The sequence below is a fragment of the Helicobacter cetorum genome, from assembly GCF_900198405.1.
Classification (GTDB): domain Bacteria; phylum Campylobacterota; class Campylobacteria; order Campylobacterales; family Helicobacteraceae; genus Helicobacter; species Helicobacter cetorum_C.
Genome location: NZ_FZMR01000006.1, coordinates 1 through 12773, shown reverse-complemented (window position 1 = coordinate 12773; position 12773 = coordinate 1). Strand labels below are relative to the sequence as shown.

At 34.8% G+C, this 12773-nt stretch carries 15 protein-coding genes and 1 other RNA gene; 8 read left to right on the top strand and 8 right to left on the bottom strand.

Annotated features, from left to right (window positions below; genetic code table 11):
* Positions 1–3: 3 nt before the first annotated feature.
* From mog to C6H25_RS02240, 7 genes are all read right to left on the bottom strand, one after another.
* Positions 4–537 (bottom strand): molybdopterin adenylyltransferase, encoded by a 534-nt coding sequence (gene mog / locus C6H25_RS02270; RefSeq protein WP_104747863.1) that lies wholly within the window; start codon positions 535–537, stop codon positions 4–6.
* 13 nt (positions 538–550) lie between these two features.
* Positions 551–988 (bottom strand): molybdopterin synthase catalytic subunit, encoded by a 438-nt coding sequence (locus C6H25_RS02265; RefSeq protein WP_104747862.1) that lies wholly within the window; start codon positions 986–988, stop codon positions 551–553.
* On the bottom strand, positions 989–1210 hold the full coding sequence (locus C6H25_RS02260; protein ID WP_199768915.1) for a MoaD/ThiS family protein: 222 nt from the start codon (positions 1208–1210) through the stop codon (positions 989–991).
* Positions 1211–1220: 10 nt separating this feature from the next.
* Positions 1221–2459: a molybdopterin molybdotransferase MoeA gene (locus C6H25_RS02255; protein ID WP_104747860.1), complete on the bottom strand. Its 1239-nt coding sequence runs from the start codon at positions 2457–2459 to the stop codon at positions 1221–1223.
* On the bottom strand, positions 2456–3040 hold the full coding sequence (gene ribA / locus C6H25_RS02250; protein WP_104747859.1) for a GTP cyclohydrolase II: 585 nt from the start codon (positions 3038–3040) through the stop codon (positions 2456–2458). The genes C6H25_RS02255 and ribA overlap by 4 nt, the downstream gene beginning before the upstream one ends.
* 130 nt (positions 3041–3170) lie before the next feature.
* A complete protein-coding gene (locus C6H25_RS02245; RefSeq protein WP_104747858.1) occupies positions 3171–3953 on the bottom strand; it encodes a DUF3943 domain-containing protein in 783 nt (260 codons plus the stop codon).
* Positions 3954–4084: 131 nt separating this feature from the next.
* Positions 4085–5119: a bifunctional 3,4-dihydroxy-2-butanone 4-phosphate synthase/GTP cyclohydrolase II gene (locus C6H25_RS02240; RefSeq protein WP_104747857.1), complete on the bottom strand. Its 1035-nt coding sequence runs from the start codon at positions 5117–5119 to the stop codon at positions 4085–4087.
* 155 nt (positions 5120–5274) lie between these two features.
* Here C6H25_RS02240 and modA point away from each other — a divergent pair, with 155 nt between their 5' ends.
* Genes modA through C6H25_RS02225 form a run of 3 tightly spaced genes read left to right on the top strand, consistent with a single transcriptional unit; the run spans position 5275 to position 7515 of the window.
* Complete coding sequence (modA, locus tag C6H25_RS02235) at positions 5275–6033, top strand: molybdate ABC transporter substrate-binding protein (protein WP_418904540.1); 759 nt, start codon at positions 5275–5277, stop codon at positions 6031–6033.
* 28 nt (positions 6034–6061) lie between these two features.
* Entirely contained in the window at positions 6062–6736 is a 675-nt protein-coding gene (modB, locus tag C6H25_RS02230; protein ID WP_104747856.1) for a molybdate ABC transporter permease subunit, read from the top strand.
* Complete coding sequence (locus tag C6H25_RS02225; protein ID WP_104747855.1) at positions 6733–7515, top strand: ATP-binding cassette domain-containing protein; 783 nt, start codon at positions 6733–6735, stop codon at positions 7513–7515. Before modB ends, C6H25_RS02225 begins: the two co-directional genes overlap by 4 nt.
* Before the next feature lies 1 nt (position 7516).
* On the opposite strand, the gene C6H25_RS02220 is transcribed toward C6H25_RS02225, so the two are convergent.
* Positions 7517–8362, bottom strand: a complete 846-nt coding sequence (locus tag C6H25_RS02220) for a glycosyltransferase family 25 protein (RefSeq protein WP_104747854.1) — start codon at positions 8360–8362, stop codon at positions 7517–7519.
* A gap of 170 nt (positions 8363–8532) precedes the next feature.
* Between C6H25_RS02220 and C6H25_RS02215 the strand changes: the two genes are divergently transcribed.
* The 5 genes from C6H25_RS02215 to C6H25_RS09005 all read left to right on the top strand — a co-directional run.
* Positions 8533–8697: a hypothetical protein gene (locus tag C6H25_RS02215; RefSeq protein WP_104747853.1), complete on the top strand. Its 165-nt coding sequence runs from the start codon at positions 8533–8535 to the stop codon at positions 8695–8697.
* 9 nt (positions 8698–8706) lie between these two features.
* On the top strand, positions 8707–10182 hold the full coding sequence (locus tag C6H25_RS02210) for a disulfide bond formation protein B (protein ID WP_104747852.1): 1476 nt from the start codon (positions 8707–8709) through the stop codon (positions 10180–10182).
* A 33-nt stretch (positions 10183–10215) separates the two neighbouring features.
* An RNA gene (rnpB, locus tag C6H25_RS02205) (RNase P RNA component class A) lies at positions 10216–10538 on the top strand.
* Between the two features lie 110 nt (positions 10539–10648).
* Positions 10649–11236, top strand: coding sequence for a tumor necrosis factor alpha-inducing protein (locus tag C6H25_RS02200; RefSeq protein WP_104747851.1), 588 nt, complete (start codon positions 10649–10651; stop codon positions 11234–11236).
* Between the two features lie 302 nt (positions 11237–11538).
* A partial coding sequence (locus C6H25_RS09005; RefSeq protein ID WP_104747850.1) for an outer membrane beta-barrel protein occupies positions 11539–12773 on the top strand: 1235 nt, incomplete at its 3' end.

Sequence of the window (12773 nt, the reverse complement as noted above, 5' to 3'; positions counted from 1 at the left end):
CCTTTAAGATTGTTTGGGGCGAAAGGCTTGAATGTTTTTTGTATTCACTTCCATATAACGCCCTAAAATCAAATCCACGCAATAAGGAATGGCTGGAAAAACCGCTTCTAAACATTCTCTAATACTTTTTGGCTTACCGGGTAAATTCACTATTAAGCTTTTATTTCTAATGCCAGCACTTTGGCGTGATAGAATCGCTGTAGGCACATATTTTAAGCTTGCCATTCGCATAAGTTCTCCAAATCCAGGCAACATTTTTTGACACACTTTTTCTGTAGCTTCTGGGGTTACATCTCTTAAAGCAGGCCCCGTGCCTCCTGTAGTAACGACTAAATCACACTGATACTCATCACACATTTTCATAAGCGATTTTTCAATCAAATCTTGTTCATCAGCTAAGACTTCATAATAAAATTCTAAAGGGTTTAACAAATACTCGCTTAAAACTTCTTTTATCGCTTGACCACTTATATCTTCATAAATCCCTTTTGAAGCTCTATCACTCGCACTCAAAACGCCTATATGAATGGTTTGCATACTAACTCCTTTGTTAAGCTAAAAGTCCACTTCCCTTTAAAGTGTGGCTTCTTTCTTTGGCATAAATGCGTTCATTATTGATTAAATCATATTTCCAAATGGGGGCGTTATGCTTAAAATCTTCAATAAAATTTTCGTATAATTCCAAGGCGTTTTTTCTATTTTTCCCCATTAAAACACACAAAAATGAGCTTTGTCCTACTAAAACATCGCCATTACTATGAGCCATTTTTAGCACCACACCCAAATTTTTAGCTCTAGTGTACCATTTTTCAAACCAAGTCTTTAATAACACTTCATAAATATCAAAACTCAAGCCTTGAATGTTATTTTCTTCTCTCACAATGCCAAGAAACACACAAAACGCCCCAAAATTTTGTGCTTGTGCCTCTTGTTGATAATCTTTTAAAAGTTCTTGTGTGTCTAATGCCCCTTGAATGATTTTTAACATCTATCCTCCACAGACCGGTGGCAACAAACTAATCACATCGCCCTCTTTTAATGGCGTATTGATATCTTCTATTATTTTATCATTGAGAGCTATAGCACAAACACTCAACCACTCTTTTACGCCCTCTTTTTCTTGTAAAATCGCTCTTAATTCCTTTAAATCACTTGCTTTAATTGAAAAATTTTCTTCTTTTATAGGTCCAAAAAACCGCACTTCTACCACAATCTTATCCTTAAATCAAATCTTTTAAAAGCATAGCTTTAATGAGACTATCTTTTTTAAACTCTAGCTTTTCTTCATCTAATAAAATAACCCCATGTTCACTAGGATTTCTGTAGGTCATAGGCTCTAAACTCGCATGCCATATGCCATTTTTAAGCTTGAGAGAGCAAAAACGAAACTCTAAGCGAGTGTCTTTACGCATAATTTCTTTTTCTAAAACCACATGCATAATAGGCAAAGTGCTTTCTGATTTTCCTAACAAACGATTCAAAACCACTCTCCCAAATAGATAAAAAGTCATTAAAGAGGCATCAGGATTTCCGGGCAGTGCTAAAATGGGTTTAACCCTTTTGTGTTGATGAAAAAGTCCAAAAGCCACCGGTTTTCCCGGTTTGATACGCACTTTTTTAAAACACACTTCACAAAGCTCTTCTAAAGCAGTTTGTGTGAAGTCATAATCCCCCATGCTCATGCCTCCTGTAGTAATAAGCATGTCATTTTCTAATAATACTTCTTGCATGATTTTCTTAGTAGCGTATAAATCATCGCCCATAAGTTCATACAACACACCCACTCCCCCCATGCTCTCTATAAGGGCTTTTAACATATGGTTATTTACGCTCCTTATAGCGTTAGGGTTTTGTGTCTCTTGCCCTACTTCAACTAGCTCATTACCGGTGCTTAAAATCGCAACTCTAGGCTTTCTAACAACCTCAACAAACACTTGATTAAGTTTGGCTAAAAGCCCTATACCATAAGCTGAAATCTTTTGCCCTTTAGAAAATAGCTTGTCATTTTGATGATAATTTTGTCCGCTCAAACGCACAAATTCATTTGGTTTAGGCAAGTTTTTCTCATTATCAATAAAAAGCCTTTCATTTTTAATCACAGCATGTTCTACAATTAAAAGTGAATTGCAATTTTTTGGCATGTTCGCTCCAGTAAAAGTCTTTATGGCATGACCTTTTTCTACCACCACTTCAAATGAATTGCCAGCCGGATTGTCATTAGGATATAGTTTTAACCCCTCTGTGATTAAAAGCTCACTATCCTTACTATTAAACGCATAAGCGTCCATGCTTGAAACATTGTATTTTGGGTCGTTATAAGGGGCTAGAATATCTGTAGCTACTATCCTATTTATCGCCTCATTAAAGATAACTTTTTCTTTTCCCAAAGGCGTAATACTTGCTTGTCTAACAATCTCTAAAGCCTCTTCAAAGCTAATTAAAGTAGGGTAAGCTTTCACAGCAAATGCCCCATTTTTAGCTTTTTTACTTCTAAATACCTTTGATTATGCTCATTAGCACACACAATCAAGCTTTCTCTTTCAATTTCAGCGTATTTTTCTAAAGCGGTGATTTTTTTAGGATTATTAGTAAGTAATCGCATTTTTTTAATGTGATAGTATTCTAAAATCTCTCCTACAATACTATAATCTCTCTCATCATCTTTAAACCCAATAGCCTCATTAGCCTGCACGGTATCATAGCCCTCATCTTGCAAAGCATAAGCATTGACTTTGTTAAACAGCCCTATACCACGCCCTTCTTGACGCAAATAAATCACTAGCCCTCCTTCTTTAGAGCTAATAATCCTTTCCATTGCTATTTGTAATTCCCCCCCACAATCACATTTTTGAGAGCCTAGAGCATCGCCGGTTAAACATTCTGAATGCAAACGCACTAAGGGTGTGCCAGAAAAATGGGGGGTAAAAATTACCAAATGGTCTTTAGAGCCATCAGAACCTTTTTCTCTAAAAGATTGGATATAGAACTCCCCAAATTTAGTGGGTAGCTTGGCTTTATTAGAAACTTCTAAATGTCGCAAAAGGAATGCTCCTTTGTAATATAATTAGAATTAAGTTCTTTCAAAATATTTCAACTATAGCGTTAAAAAGTAATTTTTCAAACTATTCTTTATCTTTTTAGCCTATTTTTTTAAAAATATTTTAAAAACATCAAAATTTATAAGTGATATTCAAGCCATTTGGGCTTAAGTTAGAATGCCATTCATTTTTATTATAAATCCCTAAAGCCTCGCCCAATCCCAAATCTCTAATAACAAAACCTATCGGATCCATTAAAGCAATCAATAAACGGCCTAAAAATAATGAGCCAAATAATTTTCCCCCATTATTTTGAATATAACGAGTGAGTTGATAAAATCCCTCTCCCAATAAAGAGCCTAACAAGGGCGTAATAACTAAATCTTGCCAGCTAGGCACTTCTACAAACGCCTCCAAACCATATTCCCAAAAAAGTGTAGAAGTAATAAAAGAAAAAAACGCTGAAGTCATCCAGCTAAAGCCTGCCATGCGTGGTTGCATATAATACATAGCTCCAAAATAAGGGTGTAAAATTTCATTAAAAATAAAGCTATCATTATCTAATTTAGGACCTACACGCACATCTTCAAACCAACTATTCACTCCAAAATGCTGTTTATCCCAATTCGTTACACTCTCTGGCATCAAATATAACCCTACAATCCCTAGCACTAAGGATACTCCCAAAATCCCTACACTTGTGCCTAAGTATTTCCAACGACTGCTTGGGGTATAGTAGATAGTATTGCTCCTTTTAAATCTTTCTTTAAAATGTTGCCAAACATGGTTTTTAGAATGGTTTTTAAGTGCCTCTTCAAGTTTTGTGCTTTTTGCATCCATTGCACTAAAATTTAAAATTAAAAAGATAATACACGCTATCCATAGTTTCTGCAATACTTTGAGTAAATCCAACATGCCTTAATTCATTAAATATTAATCAAATTCTCTTGTAGAGGGGTTCTTATAAAAGAATGTATTATACCTAAAAACTCAGCTTAAACCCTTTGAAATTTGAGTTTTTAGGCTTTTGGTAGTATTAAAAAATTTTAAAGATTAATGGTTTCTACAAGTTTAAGTCCAAATCCGCTTAAGGCTTTATATTCTTTATCTTCAGAAGAGCTTAGTAGCCTAAAACTCTCTATTCCAAGGTTTTTTAACACTAATGCTCCAACCCCAAAATTTTTAACCACATTGCTTTCTTTGGTGTGCGTGTGCATAAAAATCAAATAACCTCCCTCAAACTCTAAAAGCTCTAAAGCTTTGAAAAACACATCAAACGCACCAGAAGTTAAAAAATCAAAATCTTCTTTGATAGGATGGAAACGCACTAAGGGGGCTAAATCATTAGGTGCTGAACCTTTAAACTTAAAAGCATAATGGTTTTTTTGCTGGTGGTCTAAAAAAGTGTAGCATTGCACTTTGTGTTTTAAAAAATCTTTTTCTTCTTGGCAAAACATTTTAAGCAAATTCTCATGTTGCAAGCGATAGCTGATTAAATCAGAAACATAAAGGGTTTTAAGATTATGCTTAGTGGCAAAATCACTTAAGAATTTATCGCCCCTTCTAGCCATAGAGCCATCTTCTTTCATAATTTCACAAATCACACTTACAGGCTTTAATCCAGCAAGCTTACATAAATCCACACTAGCCTCAGTATGCCCTGTGCGCTCTAGCACCCCACCATCTTTTGCAATCAAGGGAAAGATATGACCCGGACGCACAAAATCGCTAGGTTTTGTGGTGTCTTTACAGAGCAAGTCAATGGTTAAATGCCTTTCAAAAGCAGAAATGCCTGTCTTTGCCTCTTTAGCGTCAATAGAAACCGTGAAAGCGGTCTCATGGTTAGAATCATTGTTATTAACCATAGGGGGTAATTCAAATTTTTTAGCTAAATCTTTGGTTAAAGACACACAGATTAACCCCCTTGCATGCGTAGCCATAAAATTAATTTTTTCAGGGCTAGAGAAAATCCCAGCTAAAACTAAATCCCCTTCATTTTCTCTGTCTTCATCATCCATAACAATCAGCATTTCGCCATTTTTATAAGCCTCTAAAGCCTCAGTAACTCGTTTTAAAAACATATAACTCCTAAAAAGTCAAACTAAAATTTTGATTATAAAAACAAATAATATAACATGTTTTAACTACCCCTATGATTTTATATGTAAAAATTCTATTTTTTAACCAAAAAGCGTTAAAATTGGCTATCAGTTTTAATTATCAAGGATTTTACCCTATGCGCCCTATGTTTAAAAAGCTCCTAACTCTTTTTTTATCTCTCTTTTTAGGTATGCTTATAGCCCAAGAAAAAGAAATAAAAGATTTAAAAATCGCTGCTGCAGCTAATCTTACCCACGCTCTAAAAGCCATTATTGAAGAATTTCAAAAAGAACACCCTAAAGATATTATTAGCACTAGCTTTGGCTCTTCAGGAAAGCTTTATACTCAAATCACTCAAAACGCTCCTTTTGATTTATTTATCTCAGCAGATGTTGCTAGACCTAAAAAGCTTTATGATGAAAAAATAACCCCTTTTAAAGAAGAAGTTTATGCTAAAGGGGTGTTAGTTTTATGGAGTAAGGATTTTAAAATTAATTCTTTAGAGATTCTTAAAGACTCTAAAATTAAGCATATCACTATGGCTAATCCTAAATTAGCCCCTTATGGAAAAGCAAGTTTAGAAGTTTTAGAGCATTTAAAACTCACTCCTAGTATTCAATCTAAAATCATTTATGGCACTTCTATTTCACAAGCTCATCAATTTGTTCTAAGTGGCAACGCTCAAATAGGCTTTGGGGCGTTATCTCTAATAGATAAAAAAGATAAAAATCTCTCTTATTTCATCATTGATAAAGCCCTTTATAGCCCTATCAAACAAGCTTTAGTTATCACTAAACACGGAGCTAATAGCCCTTTAGCCAAAGTTTTTAAAGACTTCTTATTTACTCCTAAGGCTCAAGCTATCTTTAAAAAATACGGCTACATTGTAGATTAAAACTTACAAAAAGAAAGGCATTGTAAGAGTGGATAATGAATTTTTAATTACCATGCGTCTAAGCTTTTCTTTAGCGTTGATTACCACTCTTATTTTACTTCCTATAGGCATTTTCTTAGGCTATTTTTTAAGTCTTAAACGCAATCTTTTAAGTAGCTTAGTAGAAACGCTTGTATATATGCCTTTAGTCTTGCCCCCAAGTGTGCTAGGGTTTTATCTTCTTTTAGCCTTTTCGCCTAATTCTTTTTTAGGGGCGTTTTTACAAGAGAGCTTAAATTTAAAACTAGCTTTTAGCTTTCAAGGGCTTGTTATAGGGAGCATGATTTTTTCCTTACCCTTTATGGTAAGCCCTATTAAGAGCGCGTTAATTTCCTTGCCTACTTCTTTAAAAGAAGCGAGTTATAGCTTGGGTAAAAGGGAGTGTTACACCCTTTTTTTTGTCCTACTTCCTAATATCAAGCCCAGTCTATTAATTGCTATTATTACAACTTTCACGCACACCATAGGGGAATTTGGCGTAGTAATGATGCTTGGGGGTGATATACTAGGTGAAACAAGGGTGGCTAGTATTGCAATTTTTAATGAAGCTGAAGCTCTTAATTATGCTAAAGCCCATCAATACGCCTTAACGCTTACGCTTATTAGTTTTAGTTTATTATTTATCACCCTATTTCTGAATAAAAAACAAAGCTCGTTTTTATGATAAAAGCACGATTCAAAAAATCCCTTTTAGGGGCTAGGGGTAAATTTGTTTTAGATATAGACTTAAAAATTGAAGAAAAAGAGATTGTAGCTTTATGCGGAGAATCAGGGGCTGGTAAAAGCACGATTTTAAGGGTTCTATCCGGACTTGAAAAGGTAGATGAAGGCTATATTGAAGTCAATCATTCCATATGGCTAGACACTCAAAAAAAGATTTTTTTAAAACCACAAGAACGAAAAATCGGCTTTGTATTTCAAGATTATGCCCTATTCCCACATTTAAATGTCTATCAAAATATCGCCTTTGCTAATCCTAAAGACAAAGATAAAATCAACGAAGTGTTATGCTTAATGCGTTTAGGAAATCTAAGGATGCAAAAAATTTCTCAACTCTCTGGCGGACAAGCCCAACGAGTTGCTTTGGCAAGAGCCTTAATAGGTGCGAAAAATTTATTGCTTTTAGATGAACCTTTGAATGCCCTAGACAACACCCTAAAAACCGAAGTAGAACTTGGTTTGCTTGATTTTATTAAGCGTGAAAATTTAAGCGTGATTTTAGTGAGCCACAATTTGAGCGAAATAACTAAACTCACACAAACCTCTCTCTTTTTAAATAATGGCGTTCTCAACACCAATCAAAAAAGTTCATTTTTTTCAAATCATTTGCTTGTCAAATCGCTCTTTGAAGATGAAAATTATTGCCATTATGAAGTTACATCTCAAATTATTGCCCTACCTAAGAACCAATTAACCCCTACTTTTGAACTTAAAATCAAATAAGCTAATTTTTAGAAGTAATATTAAGGATTTTATTGATAATTTTTACCACAGCTTTATGGAAAAACTTTCCTATTCTAATACTCAAAGACAATTTTTGAACCACTTTTAATCGTTGCACATTGGAAAGCTCACTCAAAGTTTCATCTTCAAAAATAGAAAAAGGCTCTAACACATAGTTTTTTACACCATGCCAATAATACCTATCCATAATGGTATCCACAGGCATAACCCATTTTCTAGCGCTATATTTTAATAGTTTATGAGCCATTATTGGACTAATTACATAACCTTGAGTGCCAATGCCATCTTTGAAATGCGAAATTTTAGACACACCTTCAATATGAGTGGAACTCTTAGGGACTTCCTCATACTCTAAGTGCATTAAGCGAATATAGCCTAACTCGCTCATGTGCTTTTTGCAAAATTCCAAACTCTCCTTAAAATTTTCTTTAATCTTAATATCATCTTCTAAGATACAAATAGGTTCATTTAATTCCGTGCATTTTTTCCACAAAGAATAATGACTCGCATAACACCCAAGCTCTCCTGCACTCATTCTCTTCCCACAATGCAAAAGCGCATAAAAAAAGTCTTTGACAACATTTTTAGAGTAAGGCTTATCTTTTAAATAAAGCTCTAGTAAATCATTGGGAATAAAGGAGGGGTGCGTGTGTTCTAAAACCAAAGAATGCAACCCCCCCCTTAAATTTTTAGAATAAATTGCATCAAAAATTTCATAAGAAACCCCTTGATTTTCAAGACTTTCTTTAAGAGGTTCAATATCAGTTTCTTGCAAACAAAAATCTTGGCAAGTCTTTTCATTTAAATGGATAATAAAAACACGCATGCTAATTTCATTGTCCTAATAAAATAGATTGAAAACAACGCATTTTAGCACATTTTTACAACCCCATTATTTTAAGATTAATTCTTAATTCAAATGATTTTAGGTATTATTTTGATTATACTTGATAGCCTTTTTTTATAAGGTGAGTAATACTACCGGCAAGGAATAGCATGGAGTTTTTAGGACTACTCTTAAGTTTAATCGCTATTTTTATAGTGTTTAAAAAGCCTGAAAAAGAGAATTTGGCGTTTGGGATTTTGATTGTGGTGTGGTTAGTAGAGTTAGTTATTTTTATAGCCCACAGCTCTAGTGTTTTACCTAATATCAATCTATAGGGGGATAACATGAATAAAGAAAACCATAAGTTTTACACCCTTTTTTCTTTAGCAATTTTAGGGATTTTGATTTTTCCTGTGGGTTTAGCGAATTTCTATTTTGGCTATGTTTTAAAAGATTCGCCCTGTATTTTTTGCTGGGCACAACGCATGAACATGATTTTTATAGGAGCTGTAGCACTTTTAGTGGTGCGTTTTGGTTTTAAGCCTAGATATATCGCCTTGCTACTACTCATTGCTAGTAGTGGGCTATATGAGAGTTTTTATCATACCGGTAGTCATGCTTTAGAAGATGTGGGGCAGGGCTTTGCATTAGCCATTTTAGGTTTACACACACAATTTTGGGCGTTTTTTATCTTTTTTAGCGTAGTGGTGCTTTTGAGTCTCATGCTCTTTTTTGCCCCTAGTATTCAAAATTTCAAAGAACGCTCCTTAAATACGCTCAATAAAAGCGCTTTTTGGGTTTTCTTTGTGGTAGTAGGCTCTAATGTGGTGCAAGCGTTTTTTTCTACAGGACCTTTTCCTTATATAGGGCAAAGCGACCCGGTGCGTTTTTCTTGGAATTTAAAAGAGGCTGTTTGGTCTATGGAAAATTGGGGTGATTTGAAATTCCCAAGAAGTCTTTTAGGTAGAAGAGATGTGGGTGAGCCTACTAAGTTAAGTGCCTTGCCTAAAGACAATGATTATCAACATTCACCTTTAGAAATCACCAAAACTTTAGAGATTGAAAAAAAAGAAGTGCTTTCTTTGAAGCTTAATGGAGCGATTACTGATTTAAGTTTTAAGGAAGAAAATGCGATTCTTACCACAGAAAATCAAGGTCTCTATCTTGTGAGTGATGATTTGAAAACCATTCATAGCCATATGGTTTTGGATAGCTATTATAGTGCTACGGTAGGTTCGTTTGTGGGAGCGGATTTTAACGAAGATGAAAATATTGTGATTATGGGTAATAATAAAACGAGCGTAGAAATTACCCCTAATAAAAACGCTAACGCCCTTAAAAATTACCCTTATTTTTTAGAGGGGGCTAATTCTTTTGACGAAGTGGAACGCAATCGCTTAAAAACTTCTAGGGCAAAAAATTATTATATTGGTAGTGCAAGGCGTGGGGATAAGGATACTTATTTGGTTACAATACCAAACAAGCGTTATAATGATTTGATTATAATTTCTATGCTTAATAGCGATAAGCAAGTGCATGCGGAGTTTGTCCCTGAACTTGGTGATACAAAGCTTAAAGAAAAGAGAAAATTAGGCGAGTTGCATATCAGTGCGTTAGCTTTAAAAGATAATAAACTTTATGCTATCAGCAAAGAATTTAACACTCTTTTAGTCTTAGACCCTAAAAAAGAAGAGATTGTTAAAGTTTATGGCTTGCCTAAAGAGATTAAAAACATTACTTCAGCAAGCTTTAGAGATGGCACACTTATTGTAACAAGTTATGAAGGGAATAAGAATATTCTCTATACCCTTTCATTTTAAACTCTTTTAAAGCTACTTTTTTCTAATATATTAAAGCATTAGAAGATGGTCGCTATTTTTATTAAATAGAGGAAAGTCCGGGCTACATTAGACAAAATTCCATCTAACAGATGGCTAGCGTAAGCTAAGGGAGAGTGCCACAGAAAGCAAACCGCCTTTTTAAGGTAAGGGTGAAAGGGTGGGGTAAGAGCCTACCAAAGTTAGAGCAATCTAGCTTGTTTGGGTAAACCCAATTTGTAGCAAGAAGTGCATGGTAAGTCTAAATTAATACACACTTCGCTTGAGAGATATTGCAAAATATTTCCTAGATAAATGACCATCCATTGACAGAACCCGGCTTATTCTAATGCTTAGTGCATAATACCCACTCATTATTTTTTTGCAACTTCTTTTTAACCTTTTTAACACTTTAATATCTAAACATTATGCTACACTAAAAAATAAACAAATTAGAAAGGTGGCAGTAATGAGAAACTCTTTTTTAAAAAATCAACCTTATATAAAACAAGCGTTCTTGTGTGGGATTGGATTATTGGTATTACAAGCTTGCACTTGTCCAAATACTTCGCAAAAAAATTCATTTTTGGAAAATGTGCCTTATTGGATGTTACAAAATCGTAGTCAGTATGTTACGCAAGGGGTGGATAGCTCGCATATTGTAGATGGCAAGAAAACTGAGGAAATAGAAAAGATTGCTACTCAAAGAGCCACAATTAGAGTGGCTCAAAACATCTTGCACAAACTTAAACAATCTTATATTTCTAAGAGTAACAAAATCAAACAAAAGCTTACCAACGAGCTTTTTGATAAGATGACACATGCTATCTATACTAGTTTAGTTGATGTGAATCGCTTAGGAATTTATATTAATCCTAACAATGAAGAAGTGTTTGCACTAGTGCGTGCCCGCTCTTTTGATAGAGACATCTTAAGCCAAGAGCTACACAAATTGCCCTTAGAAGAGTCAACCATTAAAATCTTGATTTCCAAAGTTGATGAGATTTTCAAAGAGTCTGTAAATTACGGCGATGTTAAAATCCCTGTAGGCATGTAACCCTTAAAAATAAACCAAAAAACTGAAACAGTAACCCAAATCATTTGGGTTACTACAGATTTAAAAATTCTTAATCCCCATTTGTGTAAAAGTAGGTTTGTGTAAAATAGTATAAAAAAATTACTCAAAATAACAAAACCCATTTAATCAAGTTAATATTCAACTCTTATAAGCACAAAATCATGCTATAATTAAATCAAAGTTTTTAAAAACATACACATACACATACACATACACATACACATACATGTGTTTTGAATGTGAATGGGATTATTAAGAATTTAATGATTTAAAGGAGTTTTATGCTACGCAAAAGCAAAGTTCTATTTTTTAGTCTTGTTGCTTGTATCAGCCTTAGTCATGCTGAAGATGATGGAGGCTTTTTTACCGTGGGTTATGAGCTAGGACAAGTAATGCAAGATGTTAAAAACCCGGGGAAATCTCAAGCTAACGCGTTAGCAAGAGAACTTAATTCCAATATGACGAATAATGTTTATATAAATCAAGGCAATAGTCAAGGGGGTAATATCGTAGGGGCTTTGAGCAACACATTTACAAAGTATCTATACTCTCTTCTAGGTGCTTATCAAGAAAGCCAACTAGGTATAAAATCCACCCCTAATCCCCAAATAGGTAGCAAAGTTTCGGTCATAAGCCTTGCTGTTGGTGCTCCTAATGTTTCTGATTCTCAAGTCACAGATGGTGGTAGCCCTCTTGTTAACCCCAATTCCTTAAACCAAATGGCAAAATTGCTCTTAGATAGTGTTTCAGGTGGTGGCTATTGTGGCGATTTAACAAGCCCTACCATTGCTCAATGCAAACAAGCAGGCTATAGTTGGACACCTAGCCTTAAATTAGATATTGCTAACAATCTCCAATCAGGCTATCAAAGCACTACTTTCCCAGGTCTAGCCAGCCAGCTCTCCTATCTCAGCTCAGCCAATGTATTCTTCAATGCTATCCAATCTTATCTAAACGGCTTGAGCAGTGGGAGTGCTGAAACTCAAACTGAAAGAAACCTTGCAAGTTTCATTACCGACCAACAAAAAGTCTTAGAAGAAGTCGCCCCTATGATACAAAAAGACGCTAGATTGCTTGCAGAGTTTAACGCAGCAAATAATGGCGATAGTCTCACTTCTGCACAGTTTAGCAACCTCGTGCAAGGCATCGTTAATGAGTCTCAATCCATTCTCAATAAACTTAAGAGTGGTGAGATTCTTTCAAAAGCTGGTTCAAGCTCTTTACAAGAAAACACTATCGTACAAATCACTAAAAACGCTACAGGCTTGAGTAATTATTTTGCTAACGCCCAAAACACTTTACAAAAAATTGAAAGTTTAAATGCTCAAGTAGAGTCCACCCCCTACCTCCCCCAATTTAGAGCTGGTAATAGCCGTCAAACTAACATTATGAATGGTTTTTACACCAAATGGGGTTACAAGCAATTCTTTGGTAAAAAGCGTAATATCGGTCTAAGATACTACGGTTTCTTTTCTTATAATGGAGCGAGTGTAGGTTTTAGAGACACTTATAATAA

Excerpts from the sequence above, each read along its gene's own strand:
- mog (WP_104747863.1), bottom strand. The coding sequence starts at position 537 with ATGCAAACCATTCATATAGGCGTTTTGAGTGCGAGTGATAGAGCTTCA.
- C6H25_RS02245 (WP_104747858.1), bottom strand. The coding sequence starts at position 3,953 with ATGTTGGATTTACTCAAAGTATTGCAGAAACTATGGATAGCGTGTATT.
- C6H25_RS02240 (WP_104747857.1), bottom strand. The coding sequence starts at position 5,119 with ATGTTTTTAAAACGAGTTACTGAGGCTTTAGAGGCTTATAAAAATGGC.
- C6H25_RS02225 (WP_104747855.1), top strand. The coding sequence starts at position 6,733 with ATGATAAAAGCACGATTCAAAAAATCCCTTTTAGGGGCTAGGGGTAAA.
- C6H25_RS02215 (WP_104747853.1), top strand. The coding sequence starts at position 8,533 with ATGGAGTTTTTAGGACTACTCTTAAGTTTAATCGCTATTTTTATAGTG.
- modA (WP_418904540.1), top strand. The coding sequence starts at position 5,275 with ATGCGCCCTATGTTTAAAAAGCTCCTAACTCTTTTTTTATCTCTCTTT.
- C6H25_RS02220 (WP_104747854.1), bottom strand. The coding sequence starts at position 8,362 with ATGCGTGTTTTTATTATCCATTTAAATGAAAAGACTTGCCAAGATTTT.
- C6H25_RS02265 (WP_104747862.1), bottom strand. The coding sequence starts at position 988 with ATGTTAAAAATCATTCAAGGGGCATTAGACACACAAGAACTTTTAAAA.
- C6H25_RS02200 (WP_104747851.1), top strand. The coding sequence starts at position 10,649 with ATGAGAAACTCTTTTTTAAAAAATCAACCTTATATAAAACAAGCGTTC.
- C6H25_RS02210 (WP_104747852.1), top strand. The coding sequence starts at position 8,707 with ATGAATAAAGAAAACCATAAGTTTTACACCCTTTTTTCTTTAGCAATT.